17 protein-coding genes are annotated in these 17,268 nt (G+C 33.3%); 12 read left to right on the plus strand and 5 right to left on the minus strand.

Annotated features, from left to right (window positions below):
- The first annotated feature begins 236 nt into the window (after positions 1-236).
- The 3 genes from LNP23_RS12125 to LNP23_RS12135 all read left to right on the plus strand — a co-directional run bounded on the left by LNP23_RS12125 (position 237) and on the right by LNP23_RS12135 (position 5,990).
- On the plus strand, positions 237-3,677 hold the full coding sequence (locus tag LNP23_RS12125; protein ID WP_230005092.1) for a methylmalonyl-CoA mutase family protein: 3,441 nt from the start codon (positions 237-239) through the stop codon (positions 3,675-3,677).
- Between the two features lie 131 nt (positions 3,678-3,808).
- On the plus strand, positions 3,809-5,011 hold the full coding sequence (locus tag LNP23_RS12130) for an alpha/beta hydrolase family protein (RefSeq protein ID WP_230005093.1): 1,203 nt from the start codon (positions 3,809-3,811) through the stop codon (positions 5,009-5,011).
- 157 nt (positions 5,012-5,168) lie between these two features.
- Entirely contained in the window at positions 5,169-5,990 is an 822-nt protein-coding gene (locus LNP23_RS12135) for a hypothetical protein (RefSeq protein ID WP_230005094.1), read from the plus strand.
- A 337-nt stretch (positions 5,991-6,327) separates the two neighbouring features.
- Here LNP23_RS12135 and LNP23_RS12140 read toward each other — a convergent pair whose 3' ends face one another.
- Both LNP23_RS12140 and LNP23_RS12145 read right to left on the minus strand, forming a co-directional pair.
- Positions 6,328-6,894 carry a hypothetical protein gene (locus LNP23_RS12140; protein WP_230005095.1) on the minus strand — a complete coding sequence of 189 codons (567 nt, stop codon included), beginning with the start codon at positions 6,892-6,894 and terminating at the stop codon, positions 6,328-6,330.
- Between the two features lie 327 nt (positions 6,895-7,221).
- Positions 7,222-7,560, minus strand: a complete 339-nt coding sequence (locus LNP23_RS12145; protein WP_230005096.1) for a hypothetical protein — start codon at positions 7,558-7,560, stop codon at positions 7,222-7,224.
- A gap of 191 nt (positions 7,561-7,751) precedes the next feature.
- On the opposite strand from LNP23_RS12145, the gene LNP23_RS12150 reads away from it, so the two are divergent.
- Together LNP23_RS12150 and LNP23_RS12155 are read left to right on the plus strand one after the other, a co-directional pair.
- On the plus strand, positions 7,752-8,165 hold the full coding sequence (locus tag LNP23_RS12150) for a helix-turn-helix domain-containing protein (RefSeq protein ID WP_230005097.1): 414 nt from the start codon (positions 7,752-7,754) through the stop codon (positions 8,163-8,165).
- A gap of 139 nt (positions 8,166-8,304) precedes the next feature.
- Entirely contained in the window at positions 8,305-8,541 is a 237-nt protein-coding gene (locus LNP23_RS12155) for a type II toxin-antitoxin system ParD family antitoxin (protein ID WP_230005098.1), read from the plus strand.
- A 75-nt stretch (positions 8,542-8,616) separates the two neighbouring features.
- Here the strand turns inward: LNP23_RS12155 and LNP23_RS12160 are convergent, their stop codons facing one another.
- Complete coding sequence (locus LNP23_RS12160) at positions 8,617-9,003, minus strand: hypothetical protein (protein WP_047775645.1); 387 nt, start codon at positions 9,001-9,003, stop codon at positions 8,617-8,619.
- A gap of 269 nt (positions 9,004-9,272) precedes the next feature.
- Here LNP23_RS12160 and LNP23_RS12165 point away from each other — a divergent pair, with 269 nt between their 5' ends.
- The 7 genes from LNP23_RS12165 (at position 9,273) to LNP23_RS12195 (ending at position 15,259) form a co-directional block, all read left to right on the plus strand.
- Entirely contained in the window at positions 9,273-9,884 is a 612-nt protein-coding gene (locus LNP23_RS12165) for a murein L,D-transpeptidase catalytic domain-containing protein (RefSeq protein ID WP_230005099.1), read from the plus strand.
- Positions 9,885-10,095: 211 nt separating this feature from the next.
- Complete coding sequence (locus tag LNP23_RS12170) at positions 10,096-10,761, plus strand: hypothetical protein (protein WP_230005100.1); 666 nt, start codon at positions 10,096-10,098, stop codon at positions 10,759-10,761.
- A 733-nt stretch (positions 10,762-11,494) separates the two neighbouring features.
- Positions 11,495-12,085 (plus strand): hypothetical protein, encoded by a 591-nt coding sequence (locus LNP23_RS12175; protein WP_047775651.1) that lies wholly within the window; start codon positions 11,495-11,497, stop codon positions 12,083-12,085.
- 4 nt (positions 12,086-12,089) lie between these two features.
- Positions 12,090-12,917, plus strand: a complete 828-nt coding sequence (locus tag LNP23_RS12180) for a penicillin-binding protein activator LpoB (RefSeq protein WP_230005101.1) — start codon at positions 12,090-12,092, stop codon at positions 12,915-12,917.
- Positions 12,918-12,924: 7 nt separating this feature from the next.
- A complete protein-coding gene (locus LNP23_RS12185; protein WP_230005102.1) occupies positions 12,925-13,395 on the plus strand; it encodes a hypothetical protein in 471 nt (156 codons plus the stop codon).
- 10 nt (positions 13,396-13,405) lie between these two features.
- Entirely contained in the window at positions 13,406-14,311 is a 906-nt protein-coding gene (locus tag LNP23_RS12190) for a DUF6175 family protein (RefSeq protein ID WP_230005103.1), read from the plus strand.
- Positions 14,312-14,317: 6 nt separating this feature from the next.
- Positions 14,318-15,259 (plus strand): hypothetical protein, encoded by a 942-nt coding sequence (locus LNP23_RS12195; protein WP_230005104.1) that lies wholly within the window; start codon positions 14,318-14,320, stop codon positions 15,257-15,259.
- A 64-nt stretch (positions 15,260-15,323) separates the two neighbouring features.
- On the opposite strand, the gene LNP23_RS12200 is transcribed toward LNP23_RS12195, so the two are convergent.
- The gene (locus tag LNP23_RS12200) at positions 15,324-15,710 is read right to left on the minus strand and encodes a T9SS type A sorting domain-containing protein (protein ID WP_047775656.1); all 387 of its coding nucleotides are present in this window, start codon (positions 15,708-15,710) and stop codon (positions 15,324-15,326) included.
- Between the two features lie 905 nt (positions 15,711-16,615).
- A complete protein-coding gene (locus tag LNP23_RS12205; RefSeq protein ID WP_230005105.1) occupies positions 16,616-17,023 on the minus strand; it encodes a T9SS type A sorting domain-containing protein in 408 nt (135 codons plus the stop codon).
- Positions 17,024-17,268 lie beyond the last annotated feature (245 nt).

Below are 17,268 nucleotides of genomic sequence, written 5' to 3' on the forward strand. Positions count from 1 at the left end.
GGTTTTTCTACACTACTAAATTATGTATTATGTTGTTTTTCAAGTTGTTGTATTTCTTTTAAATGTTTCGAAATTACCATGTCCTGTAGGTTAATATACCTTATATACGTAGAAAGTTTAAATTGTTACCCCTCGATTAAAAAAAAACGATTTTTTTTGTTAACATAAAGCTATCAAAGTGATCAAATATTAAAATAATTTGTAAATTGCTCCTCTAAAATTATCATATTCATAAAATGGAACAACAAATACCATATATTCCTAAAAATAAAGTAAGAATTGTAACTGCAGCTTCACTTTTTGACGGACATGACGCTGCGATCAATATTATGCGACGTATTATTCAGTCAACCGGTGTTGAGGTGATTCATTTAGGTCACGACCGTAGTGTTGAAGAAGTTGTAAATACCGCCATTCAGGAAGATGCCAATGCGATCGCAATGACGTCTTATCAAGGAGGACACAATGAATATTTTAAATATATGTATGATTTGCTTCACGAAAAAGGAGCAGGACATATTAAGATTTTTGGTGGTGGTGGTGGTGTAATTCTGCCAAGTGAAATTTCAGAATTACATGAATATGGAATTACAAGAATCTATGCTCCGGATGATGGCCGTTCTTTGGGACTACAAGGAATGATTAATGATTTGGTGCAACAAGCAGATTTTCCGATTGGAGATAAACTAAACGGAGAAATTGATCATATCGAAAGTAAAAATCCAACCGCAATTGCGCGTTTGATTTCTGCCGCAGAAAATTTCCCTGAAATTGCAAAACCTGTTTTTGATCAGATTCATGAAAACAATGCCGATTCTAAGATTCCGGTTTTAGGAATTACGGGAACGGGTGGAGCAGGAAAGTCCTCTTTGGTTGACGAATTAGTACGTCGTTTTCTAATTGATTTCCCTGAAAAAACAATCGGATTAATATCGGTTGACCCTTCAAAAAGAAAAACCGGAGGAGCCCTTTTAGGAGACAGAATCCGTATGAATGCCATTAATAACCCTCGTGTTTATATGCGTTCGTTGGCAACACGTCAGTCTAATTTGGCATTGTCTAAATATGTAGCCGAAGCAATTCAGGTTTTAAAAGCCGCAAAATACGATTTGATTATTCTGGAAACTTCCGGAATTGGACAATCGGATACCGAGATTATGGATCATTCTGATGTTTCTTTATATGTGATGACGCCTGAATTTGGTGCGGCAACACAATTAGAGAAAATTGATATGCTTGATTTTGCAGATTTAGTTGCTTTAAACAAATTTGACAAAAGAGGTGCGCTTGATGCGATTCGTGATGTAAAAAAACAATACCAACGCAATCATAATCTTTGGGATAAAAATCCGGATGATATGCCGGTTTTCGGAACCATTGCTTCTCAGTTTAATGATCCGGGAATGAACACGCTTTACAAAGCGATTATGGATAAAATTGTAGAAAAAACAGCTTCTGAGCTGCATTCGACTTTTGAAATCACACGTGAAATGAGTGAGAAAATCTTCGTGATTCCACCTCACAGAACCCGTTATTTATCTGAAATTGCAGAAAGCAACAGAAGTTATGATGAATCGGCACTTTCACAACAAAAAGTAGCGCAAAAATTATACGGAATTTTTAAAACGCTGGAATCTGTTTCAGGAAAAGTTCCACAAATCAATAAAGCGGGAATCGACGATAGTACTGTATTGCCAACAGGAATTGCAGAACACGACGAAAACCGTATTTTCTTAAATCTTTTACTCAATCAATTTGATAAAGTAAAAATGGATTTAGATCCGTACAACTGGGAGATTATCCTGAATTGGGAAGAGAAAGTAAACAAATACAAAAATCCGGTTTACTCGTTTAAAGTTCGTGATAAAGAAATCAAAATCGCAACATATACAGAGAGTTTATCACACCTTCAAATTCCAAAAATTGCTTTGCCTAAATATGAGGCATGGGGTGATATTTTGCGTTGGAGTTTGCAGGAAAATGTTCCGGGAGAATTTCCTTTTGCTTCAGGATTGTATCCGTTTAAACGTGAGGGAGAAGATCCGTCGAGAATGTTTGCGGGCGAAGGTGGACCGGAAAGAACCAACAAACGTTTTCACTATGTAAGTGCGGGATTGCCTGCAAAAAGGCTTTCGACTGCTTTTGATAGTGTGACTTTATATGGAAATGATCCTGATTTACGTCCCGATATTTACGGAAAAATTGGTAATGCAGGAGTCTCGATCTGTTGTTTAGATGATGCTAAAAAACTGTATTCCGGTTTCGATTTGGTTCATGCTATGACTTCGGTAAGTATGACGATCAATGGACCGGCACCAATGTTGTTAGGCTTTTTTATGAACGCGGCGATCGATCAGCAATGCGAACATTATATCAAAGCCAATGCTTTAGAAAAAGAAGTTGAAGCTAAAATCAATAAAATATATGCAGGAAAAGGAGTAGAGCGTCCTAAATATCAAGGCGATTTACCGGAAGGAAATAATGGTTTAGGATTAATGCTTTTAGGCGTTACCGGAGATCAGGTTTTGCCTTTGGAAGTGTATAACGAAATCAAAGTTAAAACCCTGTCGCAAGTTCGTGGAACGGTTCAGGCCGATATCTTAAAAGAAGACCAGGCGCAAAACACCTGTATTTTCTCTACCGAATTTGCTTTGCGTTTAATGGGTGACGTTCAGGAATATTTTATTACCAAAAACGTTCGTAACTTTTATTCAGTTTCTATTTCGGGGTATCATATTGCTGAAGCGGGCGCCAATCCAATTACGCAGTTGGCTTTTACGCTTTCAAATGGTTTCACTTACGTGGAATATTATTTGAGCCGTGGAATGAATATCAATGATTTTGGGCCGAATTTATCGTTCTTCTTCTCTAACGGAGTTGATCCTGAATATGCTGTAATCGGTCGTGTAGCGCGTAAAATCTGGGCGAAAGCCATGAAAAACAAATACGGTGCTAACGAAAGAGCGCAGATGTTGAAGTATCACATTCAGACTTCGGGACGTTCGTTGCACGCACAAGAAATTGATTTCAATGATATCCGTACGACATTGCAAGCTTTGTATGCGATTTATGACAACTGTAACTCGTTGCACACGAATGCGTACGATGAAGCGATTACAACACCAACAGAAGAATCTGTTCGTCGTGCTATGGCAATTCAGCTGATTATCAATAAAGAATTAGGTTTAGCGAAAAACGAAAACCCGATTCAAGGTTCGTTCATCATCGAGGAATTAACCGATTTAGTGGAAGCAGCCGTTTTACAGGAATTCGACCGTATTACAGAACGTGGAGGCGTTTTAGGTGCTATGGAAACCATGTACCAACGTTCTAAAATTCAGGAAGAAAGTTTGTATTACGAAACCTTAAAACACAACGGAGATTTCCCAATTGTAGGTGTAAATACATTCTTGAGTTCAAAAGGTTCACCAACCGTTATTCCGGCAGAAGTAATTCGCGCCACCGAAGAAGAAAAACAATATCAAATCACGATGCTGGATAATTTGCATCAATTTCACGAAGCAAAAGTAAACGAGCATCTAAGCAAACTACAGGAAGCAGCCATTAAAAACGAAAATTTATTCGATCATTTAATGGAGGCTACAAAAGTTTGTTCTTTAGGTCAGATTACTTCGGCGTTGTTTGAAGTGGGCGGGCAGTATAGAAGGAATATGTAGTTATTTCAACCCGTTGAGAGTAACTATGTTTCTATGTGTTAAATAACATTTAGCGGAACTATCTTCAAATGATTATCTTTTTAATATCAGAAAACCTCTCAGAAATGAGAGGTTTTTTTTATTTTAGTGTTATGAAAAATACTATCTATTCTATTCTGTTTCTTTTTGTTACGGTTTTTGGATACACTCAGGAGAAGCAATTGTTACCAACGGGAGTTATTATCGATTCGGTGAAAATTACAACCGCTCCAACGGAATCGTATGCGCTCTATTTTCCTAAAAAATACGATGCTAAAACTCCATTGGCATTAGTTTTTATTTTTGAACCCGATGCGAGAGGTAAAATAGGGATTGAACCCTTTATTCTGGCTGCAGAAACATATCATTATATTTTGGTATGTTCTAATACGTTAAGAAATGGATCTATTCAGGATAATATTGCTGTTGCCAATAGATTATTTGAGGATGTATTGCAAACCTATGCTATTGATACTTCACAACTTTATATAGCAGGTTTTTCGGGTGGTGCAAGATTAGCCAGTTATTTCGGGATATCTACGGGTGCTTTTCAAGGAGTTATTGCTTGTGGCGCTTCTTTTAATAATATGGATAAGTTTATACCTCCTTCTAATAAATTCTCCTATGTAGGCATGGTTGGCGATCGGGATATGAATTATCAGGAAATGATCGGAAATAAACAATGGCTGGATAACACAAAGATGGTGAACACCCTTTTTATTTCTCATGAGGAACACGTTTGGCCCAAACAATCTGAAATGCTTCGCGCATTTGACTGGTTGGAAATTCAGGCTTATAGAAAAAATATAAGACCAAAGAACGATACCATTAGTAAAAGAATTTACGACGTCAATGTGCAAATCGCCGATAGTTTAAAGGCCAATAAAGAAATGGTTTCCTCGATGAATGCCTATGAAAAAGGCATTACTTTTTTTAATACCAATGAAGACAATTTTCTAAGAGCTAAGATTGCTGAAATCAAAAAAACCAGAGAATATAAGGAGGAAGTTACCAAAATGGAGAAGATAAATATTTTAGAAAATAAACTTTTAGATAAACTTTCGCTTCGCTTTGATCAGGAATTAAAATCGGCTAAGGGTAAGGCTAATTTTAAGTTTTGGAAATCTGAAATTAAAGATTTGAAGATGATGAAGTCAGACGACAAAAATCCTCTGTTACAGAATATGGTTGTTAGGGTATTATATTGGTTTCAGGTTTCGGTTTATGAAACGGGGCAGGAAAGTAAAAGAAACCAACAAAATGATAAATTTGCTTATTGCGAAGAATTGTATAAAATTATTACTGAAGCTGATTAATATGAAAAGCCTGATCCTTGAAAAAGAATTAGAATAAACTTGAAATAGTTACAAAGCAATTAGAAAAACATTCATTTATTAAGCGATCAATTTTTGGTCATTAAATTCAAACGGTGTTATATTTACTGACGAATTAACGAAAACAAAGAGACTTGATATGAAGCATTTATTTACAATTTTATTTATTGGAATCTTATTTTTTTCCTGCAGCAGTAATGAAGATGACGCAACGGATACTAACAGCGATCCATTGGTAAAACAAATAAAATTTGATGGGGCTACTAATACTGGTCTTGCGATTAATTCTCAGGAGATTAATTTTAATTTTGAATACGACAATAGCAAAAGATTAACCAAAAAAGTGGGCGGCTATTTAGCTATTTCTTCTAATACTGGTTTTGACAGAATTTTTTCAAATAAGGTATATACATCCTTTGTTTACAGCAATAATAAGGTTACTGTTGAAAATTTTTATGATTCAGATGTATATGCAGTTGCTAAAGGCACGATCTATTATACATTAAACAGTGCTAATCTCATTGTCGAAAAAGAAGTGCCAAATAGTATTGCCATTAATTCCAAAAAGCTAGTTTATAAATATTCAGACGGAAAACTTACAGAGGTCGTAACGAGTTATCCAAATATGACCTACTACCCGGATGATGAAACCGATTTTATATTGACATTTTCGGAGAAATTCTATTACGACGCCAAGAATAACCTGACGAAGACAGAATATACAGAGTTACATAATGGAAAGAGCGATGGAAGAAAAATCGTAAGGACTTTTGAAGAATATGATACCTCTTATAATCCGTTTAAGAGGATGCAATTAGTAGAAGAATATTTTTATCGTTCACTTTCCAAAAATAATTTTAGAAAGTATACAGAGACTTCCTATTACCATGACGATGTCTCAACAAAAGAAACAGGATGGAAATTTGTCTATGATACTCAGGGAAATATTATAGTCAATTAGTACCTAGCTCCACGAAGTGTTTGCAATTGCTACGCGAAGTCTTAAAAAAATCATTAAAATAATTCTCTCTTTGCCTCTGAATAGTCAGACGTTTGCACTGGCAGAGGATAAATTAAAAAGTTTCTCAATTAATGTTTTGAAACAAAAGAAGCTTCTAAATTTAGAAGCTTCTTTTTATATTGCTGGAACTACCCAAATACGCATTCTGCCTTTTGGCTTCCCAAATTTGTATTCTGTCCCAGTTATTTCTTTAAATAACAAATTTAATGCAGATTGTAAAATATAACAACTGAATTTGATATTTAATAACTATAGTAATTGCTTTGATTATAGTATTTTATGATGCTTCGAATTGGTCTATAAACATAATGTTGTTTCCATTCTTTAAGTTTAATGTTGACTGATTTTTATCAAATATTAATTCATATTGACCAACAGAAATTGTAAAATCCTCTTTTCGCATCGCAGTTACAACAGTAACTTCATAGATATTTGTATCAAAGAAATGATACTCAGCTATTATATTTAATGTTGTTTCATTATTAAATTGATCTTTTAAAACGACCCTCAAGGCTCTATGTCCTGGAGGTGGGTGGTTTATAAAATGAAATGATTTATGTTTTAATGAATAATATAGTAAATGAGGTAAAGCTTTTTGAATTAAGGGTTGAATGTGCAATAAACCAATATCCTCCCTTTTTGTTCCATCATCTTCACCATGTTGGTCTCGATCAGAATAGTGCTTGTCGACCCAAAAATTAATTATAATTTTTTCAGAATGACTTCCGACATGTTTTGCATTAGAAGAAGAGCAATTTTCTTTATATTCTTCTATATCAATTACAATATCACCTTTAGAAGCAGGTTTAATATGAACTCTTTTTCTTCTTGATTTTTCTTCCATGATTTCTGTAAAAATGCAATGATAAAGAATATTTTGACCACTAAAAAGGAAACACATGAAAAAATACGAATTTTATTAATAAAATTAAATTATTAGCCACAATTTAAAAACTCAGCTCGCACGCAATGCCATTGAGTTAAGATCTTTTTTAACGCAGATTCTGCAGATTTTTTTTTTCATTGCGCTAAAATCTGCGTGAGTTTTTTTGAAAACCCTTAACTCAATGGCATTGAGCACTAGCAGGGTTTAGAGTTGACTACAAATTGTAGTCAACTCTGAAAAACTACCCTGAAGAATATTGGTCAAGTTTGAAACCGTGACTATTTGTCACGATTTGAGATGTAAATCCCCATCAACCATCTCCCTAACATAACTCAAAAACTCCAACTCATCCAAAGGAAACAGAGAGAGCACGGTTTCTAAAAGCAGTGCAACATCAACAGATTCCTTTTCGTTATTTTCTGAAATTTTATGCCTGTTATGATGAAGTGCTAAAATGCATAACTTTAGCAGATCGGTAATAACACAACCCAATTCGAAATAGTTAAGAACTCTAATCTGTGCCGTGTAGGTTTGGGATTGGTCATTTACAGGTTTTAAGGTCTGAAAATGCTCGGTAGCTAATTTTTTAAGATACTCTAAATTTTTAATTTCATTTGTTTCCATAAGGCATATATTTTTAGTTTATGTTTTGTTAAACGTTTTATTATTTTTTAAAGAAAAATCGTACATTTGTTTAACTTGACGAAGAAAGAAAAAGATTCTACTGTATTAAATCATTTTTGGTCGTATTGTACATCGCTAAATATGTTTTTTACATCTTACCAATTATTACACTTAATTATTATCTTTGAATTATGAGCACACTAACAAAACCAAATCATATAGGGCGCAAAATAAGCCGTATTCGTGAACTTCGTGATATGAAACAGGAAGCTTTGGCGCAAGCTTTAGGAACAAACCAACAAGCTATATCGGCTATAGAAAATAGTGAGACGATTGATGAGGAAAAACTTATTGAAGTAGCAAAAGCGCTTGGTGTGACGGTTGAAGCCATTAAGAATTTTTCCGAAGAAGCTGCGATTAATTATTTCAATAGTTTTAATGAAGCGGTAAATAACAGTCATTTTGGGAATAACAATCAGTGTACTTTCAATCCGTTAGATAAATTAATAGAGACAGTAGAAGAAAATAAAAAGCTCTACGAACGTTTGCTTCAATCCGAAAAAGACAAAATCGAATATTTAGAAAAATTATTAAAAGGAAAATAATAATCTCTACTGAGATTTATTTATAAAAACAGCTTTTTTGGAAGCTGTTTTTTAGCTTTGCGACTCTGCGACTTCGCGAGATTTTTGTTTCTCCACAACTTTTAGAATTGATTCTAATTTTACTCAAAATTTTAATCTCATGAGAAAGAACAGATCCATATCATTGGGCAGTTATTTTGAAAATTTCATAGAAGACAGCCTCTCTAATGGCAGATTTAAAAATGCCAGTGAAGTTGTCCGGGCAGGTTTACATCTTTTGGAAGAAGAAGAAAGCAGACTTTCAATTTTAAAAAATGCTATTCAGCAAGGAATAAATAGTGGAAGAGTGGAGGATTTCGATCCAAATGAACATTTAAAAATCTTGAAATCCAAATAGTAAGAATCCTTCATGACAGAATGGATTTAAAAGCAAAATTTTAAACAAAACAGATCGCGAAGTCCAAAAAACAAATTAAACCTTCTTTTTAATTGATGTTTTAGATCTGCCTTGCAGTTTTTTAATAACAGCGTCGGCTTTTTCATTTTGACAAATAAACCTTAGAGATTCTGCATAACGGTAATAATATTCAGCCTCTAAATCTGATGTCATGGCAAATAATTGATCGTACCACACAGCAGCTTTTTCTAATTTATTGCGAGAATAAGACGAATCTCCTAGTTTCTGAAATAAGTCTATTGATTTATAGCCTTTTGCAGCGATTTTTTCATATGTTTTTATGACGTCAACATAAGCATATTTGTCGCTTACTTTATCCGTGATATAAACAGTTTGATTTTGCGCAGCGGCACGAAATGAAAATACAATTAATACCAGTAAAACAATAAGGTTTTTTTGCATAGTATTAATTTGAAATAGTAGTTTTGATTCTCATTTTTTATTGAATATTTTTTTTGGTATTCTTATGTTTACAAATATATCTAAATCAGTAGTATAACTTGTTTTTTGGCTGATTTTTTTTCGTTTTATCGATTTTTTAAAGCGGTTATAAGAAATAATTTACAGTTAATTTCAGAACATTTTTTTTAAGGGAAGAATGTTTATGCGACTAATTTTTTATTTTTATAAAGTTAATTTATAGTATATTTCGACTTCTGTAATATAAAATCATGCGTAAAATAATCCTCTCTTTGCTAATTCTTATAATTGTGCTATTTGGTATAATATTATTTGTAAAGAATCCTAAAGAAGAGAAAGTTTTTGATAAAAAAGCTGACAATAAATTTACCAAAAGAGTTAGTGCAGTAAAAAAACTAGTTGCGAGTGATTCTAAATACAGTAACAAAACTGCCTTTTTTATCGACATGAAAATTAGTTCGGGAAAGAACAGATTCTTTGTTTATGATTTACAAAATAATAGAGTAATTGATAAAGGTTTAGTGGCTCACGGTTCGGGATCTGAAACAAAAGTTGAAGGAGAATTGAAATTTAGCAATGTCAATAATTCACTTTCTACATCATTAGGAAAATATTACATTGGGTATAGTTATAACGGAGATTTCGGAAAGGCATACAAATTACATGGTTTAGACAAGACAAATGACAATGCCTTTTTAAGAAATATTGTTTTGCATAAGTATAGTAAGGTTCCGTATGAGGAACAAGATACCCCGATTTGCAACAGTTACGGTTGTCCAATGGTCAATGAAAGGTTTTATAAACGAATCGAGAAGCTAATTGATGCTTCTGATAAGAAGATTGTTTTAGATATTTATTACTGATTTTTTCGGACACTAGAAACGGTATAAGAGCGGGACGCTCGTGCCCAATGTCATTATATTATGGATTATCAAAAATAGTCTCACGCAGATTTTAGCAGATTAAAATAAAAAAAATCCGCCTAATCCGCAGAATCTGCGTGAAAAAATATCTTAACTTAATGACATTGTGCCTGCGCCAACGACAGATTGATACAAATAAAAATAATAATTGATGAGCGAAAAATATACCCTTACCGGAGGAGCAAGAATAGGTAAAGCAAACGCAAGTTATCCGCTTGCTAATTTGTATGTTGATAAAGATGTTTTAAAAATTAATGCTTCTATTGTGGGGAATTTGGTTTTTCTACCAAAAGATATCATTTCTATAGAAGCCTATACCTCGATTCCGATAATTGGAAATGGAATAAAAATTAAACACAGGGTCGAAAAATACAATTCAGAAGTTATATTCTGGACTTTTAAAAATCTAGAGACGGTACTTAATGAAATTAAGAATACAGGATTTTTAGAAAACACAAACTCAGAATTAAGCGAACATGATTTTGAAATTATAGAAAGACAAAACAAGGGAGGATTTCCAATAAAAAAAGGCGCTGTTCTATTTTTTGTTGTGACTTGGAATTTTCTTTTTTTATATGATATTGTTCCTTTTTTTCTGCAAGAGAAACCAGAAGGTTTTCCAATTGGAATAGGTATGAACCTGGCTGTTGGTCTGGTTCTGATCAGCTCGATTTTGGTTTTAGTTTCAGAAAAATTCAGAAAATTAATTCTGAAAGAAGACCGAGAGATTAATGATATTAAGGGATTTATATATTTATTAATCGTGGTATGTGGATTGCTGTTTATTCAATTTACGATTGTAAATAGTAGTCGTTAATCTTTTGCCGGCACTAGTTTGCTGTTCGTGAACTCAAAGTTTATATAACAGAATTGAAATTAAATCGTTGTACATGAGCGGGACGTTCGCGCCCAAAGTCATTAAGTTAAGACATTTTTCACGCAGATTCTGCGGATTTTGCAGATTTTTTTTCAAATATACCCGTCATACATTTAAATAATATTGTACTTTTTGAATTGCCGTTGGTTTTAACCAACGGATTAAGAAGTTACAGCTGCAAGGCTTTAGCCAAAACTTTACTCTTAGTTTTTTTTGGCTAAAACCCCCTGACTCAAACATACATGACCGTTGGTTAAAACCAACGGCTATTCAAATCCGGATTATTTCCCCACCTTTTTTATTTTCAAAAGAATACTTCTCTTTATCAAGCGATCACTTACATATAGAATGTAGTTGATAATAAAAAATTAAGAGACCTTAAACTTGCACTAATAGCTCTTCGAGCCCCTTTGTTATGGGTAGTTTCGGATAATCAGATCTTTATAAAAGTGATCACTTATTTCCAAAAAAATAGTTGTTTATGTTGCGGTAAGTTAAGTTTTATTAAAAAATAAAATTTAAAACAGCCAGAATGTGGAAAACCGTAAAAAAATTCCGAAGATAATACCTAGTTTAGCCAAAATAAGGGTGGAGTTCAGACACCACTTAAATAAACGGGGAGTAACTGAAAATCCTAAAGAGTAAGGAAATCAAAACAAAAAACAAAAGAATTATGTTAACAAAATTAGTTTACAAAGCAGCAATTTGCCTAGGTTTAATTTTAGTAATGCAACAAAACTGTTTTGCACAAGCCAAAACAAAAGACGAATTAAAAGCAGAACGTGAAGTTTTGAAATCAGAAATGAAATCAAAAGATGCTGAAGAACGTAAAGCTAAATTGGAAAAATTATCTGCACCAAAACCTTCAGGTATCTCAAGCGTTGATGGACTTGCAGCAAATTCATCACAAATGTTAACTTCTTCAAAAGAATTAAATGTATTGATTCCTGAAATGTACAAAAGAACAGTTGGAGAATCTGTTGACGGTGTTGCAGATGTAACCGTTAAAAAACCAACTTTAGACGAACTTAATGCTCTAGGATTAAATATTGCTACACAAATCAAAACAGTTTCGGAGGCATCAGCAACTGTTGCTACTGCTTCAACAGATTTAAAAGGAGCTGGAATGATGCAAGCACCAAAAGGAGCTAAATCATTAAACTTTTCAAAAGACGTAATGGCTTTGGTTTTACCGGAATTAAACTTAAACTTAAAAGTGGTAAACAATTTAATTTCTACTTTGAAATCATCAGGAAACTATTAATTATATGAGAAATTTATATTTTCTTTTAGTACTGCTTTTGAATAGCCTTGTGGGCTATTCACAAGCAGCAACGAAACCGGTTGTAGGTGTTGCTGCTTTTACGTCTGAAGTAGATTCTAAATATTCGGGAGCAGTTGCCGAAAAAGTAGTTCAGATTGTTACTAATACAAGACGTTTTACCGTTGTTGACAGAACAAGTTATGACAAAGTAAAAGAGGAATTGGAGTTTCAAAAAACGGAAGCTTTTCTTGATAGTAAAAACACTGCCAAACAAGATGTTGCTTTGGCGGCCCAAAATATGATTATTGGGAATATACTAAAAATGAGTGTTTACGCGATAAAAAATACAGACGGTAGTGTAAACGGTTACAAATCAAGTGTTGCTTTTACGCTAAAAGTAAACGAAGTAGAAACAGGACAAACTACTGAGGCAGAAAGTTTTCAAACCTCTGTTAGTCCGTTGATGTTATCACCTGAAAGTGCTGTGAACGAAGCTTTGAAGTCTATTGAACCTAAATTGAGTGAGTATTTTATCAAAACCTTTCCGTTAACAACAAAAATCAGTAAAGTCCTGACCGTAAAAAAAGAATCAGCTGCTGTTGTTTTAATTTCAGGTGGTAAAGAATTTGGTTTTAAAGAAGGAGACAAATTAATCGTTGAAAAAAACGAATTGATTGACGGTAAGCCTTACCCATCTCAGATCGGAGAATTAAAAGTGGTTAAAGTAGCCGGAAATGATTTCTCTGAATGTGCTGTTTCTGACGGCGGGAAAGAAATTTTGTCAAGATTTAATGCGGCAGAAAAATTGACGTGTAAACTAATCGTAAAATAAGTACAACATGACTTTATCAAAAAGAATAGGTGTTTTAGTTCTTCTGATTTTAATTTCATTCACGTATAGCTGTAGTCAAAAAATACTTCCAACTTCTGAGGTTAATTATGTTTCAGGAAACGCAGGAACAATTACAATGCGAACCATTGGTAATGGTTCAAATGAGATGGAAGCAATTAGTGAAGCAGAAAAAAATGCGATTAACGTATTGCTTTTTAGAGGACTTCCGGAATCAGAGCAGAAGTCGGCCTTAGTTGGAACTCATGAGTCAGAAGAGATCGAAAAGCATAAAACCTATTTTGAAAAATTTTATACTCAAAAAAGGTATAAAACTTTCTTTATGTCGAGTATTCCGGTAAGCGATTTTGCAAAACAAAAGGGAGGGGCAAAAAGTCTGACTTTAGATGTCAAAGTTAATCTGGCGGCATTGCGAACAGACCTTGAACAAAACAACATAATCCGCAAGTTTGGATTTTAAAATAAAATTTATGAAATATAAATATATTAATTATATGATTTTATTTGTAACGTTATGCGTTACAAATTTTGCATTTAGTCAAAATCCTGCAACAAATAGCGGTGGGCAAGTAGTAACAGTTCAACCCAAAATAATGGTAATCCCTTATACAAGAGAAGGGGAAGATTTGAGGACTGTTTTAGAAGATGATCCAAACAAAAGAATTGCCATAACAAAAATAAAGGAAGGTTTTGACAGCAGAGGTTTTACAACTGTAGATTTTATTGCAAAATTAAAAGCTGCCAAAGACAATCACGTTTTTACCTCAGATAATCAAACGGATATTAAGTCGCAGATTATTCAAATGTCCGGTGCAGATGTTTATGTGCAGGCAGAAGTTATCATTGACAATACAAGTTCGGGAAATTCGGTTAAGTTAATTTTGACGGCTTATGAAGCATCAACCGGAAATTCATTGGCGAATAAAGTTGGAGAAAGCGGAAGATTTTACACCGAAGATTACAACAAATTAGCCTCAAAAGCGGTTGAAAGTTGTATTCAGGATTTTCTTAATGTTATGCAAGCCAAATTTACAGACATTGTAAATAATGGTAAGTCTGTAATTGTAGACATTAGTTTTGATGCGGGTTCACAGCACAATATGGCGTCGGAAATTGGTTCTGATGGTTTACCATTATCTGACCAAATCGAGGCCTGGATGGAAAAAAATGCCTTTAAAAACAATTATCATATTCAGGGAACAACTGACTTGAAAATGATACTTGACGATGTTAAAATCCCATTAAAGGATCAAGCAACGGGTAATAATTACAATCCAAATAAATTTGCGCTTGAGCTTTTTAAATTCTTCAAAGGATTAGGATTGCAACCGGCAAAAGATGTTAAAAGCAGTACTATTTACATCACAATTAAATAAATAGAGATGAAAAATATTTACTTTATACTAATTGTTTGGCTTTTTTCATTAATGGCAAAAGCACAAACAACCAATGATATCGGAAAAATTTCTCTTTCGGTAGTGGTACCTGAATACATGGAGGATTTAGGCGATTCTCAACTCTCAAAATTAGATACAAAAATCTCTCAGATCGTGACAAGTTCAGGTTTGTCGGATTCGGGTTATGGTAATAATTTTGTGATTTATCCGAAATTTGCCGTTAACGAAACTAATGTTGTGGAAGGCGGAATGCAAAATATAACAGTTGTTACTATTGATTTTAGTTTGTTTGTGAAACAAGTAGACAGCAATATTTTGTTTTCGACTATTACCAAAGCAATCAAAGGGAGTGGAAGTAGTAAAGAATTGGCCATCACCAATGCGATTTCTAAAATTGCAACAAACGATCCGGGCTACAAAAAGTTTATTGAGGAGAGTAAAAAGAAAATTTTTCAATATTACGAAACCAAATGCACTGAGCTTATTAAAAAATCGGATGGATTTGTAAAAACGCAGCAATATGAACAGGCTTTAGGTTTACTGATGTCAATTCCTGACGCTGTGAGTTGTTATAGCCAAGTTCAGGTGAAAGCAATTGAAGCGTACAAAGGTTTTCAGAAAAATAATTGTGCGAAACAAATGCAATTAGCGAGAACAACAATCGCAACAAACGATTATGTTGGAGCGTTGAATATTTTAGCTGAAATTGATCCTTCTTCCCCTTGTTTTAAAGAGTCACAAACTATGGCGAAAACCGTAGAAACAAAAGTGAACGCGGAGGAAAAGAAACAATGGGATTTTCAAATGAAACAATACAACGACGAAGTTAGTTTAGAAAAGCAAAGAGTAAATGCCATTAAGGATATCGCTGTTTCTTATTATAAAAGTCAAACAACAGACATTAATTATACTGTAATTGTAAAATAAAAATCTGTGGTAAACAAAAAAAGCAGCTCCGTAAAGAGCTGCTTTTGTTTTTTCAGGCAAAAAATTAACGACGGAATGCTGGACTTTTATTTACAGATTCGTCAAGTTTAACGGTTTTTGTTTTCTTTGTTGAAACCGTAATTTCATGCTTTGTGATTTTACCATTTTCAGTTACTTCCAAGGTATAAGTTCCAGCTGGATAAGCTTCTAAACTTAATGTTTTTGAAATTTCTAATTCATCTGTAGCAGAAGTTCCTGTATAGACTAAATTATTATTTACGTCGAAGATTGAAAAACTTGATTTCTCAACGGTGTTTATAGTAAAGCTTACTACCTTTCCATTTCCGGTTTTTATATACAAGATATAATCCCCTTTTCCATCAATTGCATAAGTAAATACAGTTGTTAAAAACACGGCTACAACCAAGCCTAATTTGATAAATCTTGTCATTTTTTTTAAATTTAAATCGTGAACCGCGCAAAACTACAAATAGAAATTGAATTTCATATAAAAAAAATATTTTTTTAAAAGACATAAGTAGTTGAATTAAAACGCTTTCGGTGTTTTGTGCGAACTATGTACGTCATTACTGGATTTCCGGATGTTTTTGTAGGTGTTTTTTTTTAATGCAGTACAAATCAGGATCTTAAAAATTATTAAGAATAATTTTTCAAATGAAAAAAAGCACTACGAATTATGTTTTGAAATCATGTAATTTCTGACAAAAATAACTGCTCCGTTGATCGAATTGGTACGAATTATTTTTTGCTACAGATTAGAAAGATTTGCACAGATTAGTGAATCATTTTGATCCTTTAATCTGTGACGGGATACAAAAAAGAACAGCGATATTTTTTTTTAACCATATAAGTGATAAAAGCTCATTTAAGATTGTTCTTTGTGTTTCTTGCGAAACCTTTGTGGGTTTTGCGATTAGGAAGTTTAATCTCAAAGTCCGCAAAGGCTTTTATTTGTGTTGAACGCTAAGTGCACAAGGGGTTAGGCTTTTGGAAATAGGCTTAGAGGTTCAGAGTTACAAAGTTTTTCTTTTTCACGCAGATTTAGCAGATTGAACAGATTTTTTATAAGAGGTAAGCAGATCAGTCTAATCTGCTAAATCTGTGTGAAAAAAAATAGGTACAAAATTTAAAAGGATTTACTATACCATAATTAAACTTCGCCCCCCTTGCGGTTAAAAAATGAAACACAAGGCTCGCTTAGGCTTTTGTGAAATATTCAATAACATTCTGCATAAAAAAACAGCTCAATGATTAACAAGGAGCTGTTTCTTAAACAATCGTTTTATATAACTAACAATATAAAAACATTTTTATACCAGATAATAGGTATGTTTTTTAACGTACCGCTATGCTGCTGTTTTTGGCAGACAAACCGGTTTTGTAAACAGATGAAACTGCTTTTCGGGATAAAACAGATGTGTCATCCGTAATTGTAATTTCATGTCTTACTTTTTTTGCATTATCTTCCACTTCTAAGAAGTACGTTCCTTGCGGTAATTCTTCCAGGTTAAAAGTTCTCAAAATTCCAACTGTGCCCGAAGCATTTTCAGAATAAATAAGAGTATTCTCTTTGTCATAGATCGCCAAATGGGCTTTCTTAACCTGATTCAATGCAAACGTAATTTGTTTTCCGTTTGCTTTTAATACATGAAGATTAAAATCTTCATTCCCGTCGATTGCATAAGAGCTCATTCCTGTGAAAAGCACTGCACATACTAAACTTAATTTTAAAATCTTTTTCATGACTGTTGTTTTTTAGATTAATAGTTCTAATTCTATGGTGCTAAATTACTTCAGTCTTACATTATTTTTCACAACTCTATTGGCTAATTGTGATGCTGTATTCTCATTTACGAAACCGTTATAGGTTAAAATTTGAATTATTTTAGGTGTTTTTGTTAATTATGATATTATTATTTAAGGTTTGAGTGTGGTGGGTTGATTTTTACTTTTTTCTATTATTCTTACAAAAAAAGTGCTAGTGAAAT

The sequence above is a fragment of the Flavobacterium cupriresistens genome, assembly GCF_020911925.1.
Classification (GTDB): Bacteria; Bacteroidota; Bacteroidia; order Flavobacteriales; family Flavobacteriaceae; genus Flavobacterium; species Flavobacterium cupriresistens.

Bases quoted from the DNA above. Each gene is read 5' to 3' on its own strand.
- LNP23_RS12125 (WP_230005092.1), top strand. From the start codon at position 237: ATGGAACAACAAATACCATATATTCCTAAAAATAAAGTAAGAATTGTA.
- LNP23_RS12130 (WP_230005093.1), top strand. From the start codon at position 3,809: ATGAAAAATACTATCTATTCTATTCTGTTTCTTTTTGTTACGGTTTTT.
- LNP23_RS12135 (WP_230005094.1), top strand. From the start codon at position 5,169: ATGAAGCATTTATTTACAATTTTATTTATTGGAATCTTATTTTTTTCC.
- LNP23_RS12140 (WP_230005095.1), bottom strand. From the start codon at position 6,894: ATGGAAGAAAAATCAAGAAGAAAAAGAGTTCATATTAAACCTGCTTCT.
- LNP23_RS12145 (WP_230005096.1), bottom strand. From the start codon at position 7,560: ATGGAAACAAATGAAATTAAAAATTTAGAGTATCTTAAAAAATTAGCT.
- LNP23_RS12150 (WP_230005097.1), top strand. From the start codon at position 7,752: ATGAGCACACTAACAAAACCAAATCATATAGGGCGCAAAATAAGCCGT.
- LNP23_RS12155 (WP_230005098.1), top strand. From the start codon at position 8,305: ATGAGAAAGAACAGATCCATATCATTGGGCAGTTATTTTGAAAATTTC.
- LNP23_RS12160 (WP_047775645.1), bottom strand. From the start codon at position 9,003: ATGCAAAAAAACCTTATTGTTTTACTGGTATTAATTGTATTTTCATTT.
- LNP23_RS12165 (WP_230005099.1), top strand. From the start codon at position 9,273: ATGCGTAAAATAATCCTCTCTTTGCTAATTCTTATAATTGTGCTATTT.
- LNP23_RS12170 (WP_230005100.1), top strand. From the start codon at position 10,096: ATGAGCGAAAAATATACCCTTACCGGAGGAGCAAGAATAGGTAAAGCA.
- LNP23_RS12175 (WP_047775651.1), top strand. From the start codon at position 11,495: ATGTTAACAAAATTAGTTTACAAAGCAGCAATTTGCCTAGGTTTAATT.
- LNP23_RS12180 (WP_230005101.1), top strand. From the start codon at position 12,090: ATGAGAAATTTATATTTTCTTTTAGTACTGCTTTTGAATAGCCTTGTG.
- LNP23_RS12185 (WP_230005102.1), top strand. From the start codon at position 12,925: ATGACTTTATCAAAAAGAATAGGTGTTTTAGTTCTTCTGATTTTAATT.
- LNP23_RS12190 (WP_230005103.1), top strand. From the start codon at position 13,406: ATGAAATATAAATATATTAATTATATGATTTTATTTGTAACGTTATGC.
- LNP23_RS12195 (WP_230005104.1), top strand. From the start codon at position 14,318: ATGAAAAATATTTACTTTATACTAATTGTTTGGCTTTTTTCATTAATG.
- LNP23_RS12200 (WP_047775656.1), bottom strand. From the start codon at position 15,710: ATGACAAGATTTATCAAATTAGGCTTGGTTGTAGCCGTGTTTTTAACA.
- LNP23_RS12205 (WP_230005105.1), bottom strand. From the start codon at position 17,023: ATGAAAAAGATTTTAAAATTAAGTTTAGTATGTGCAGTGCTTTTCACA.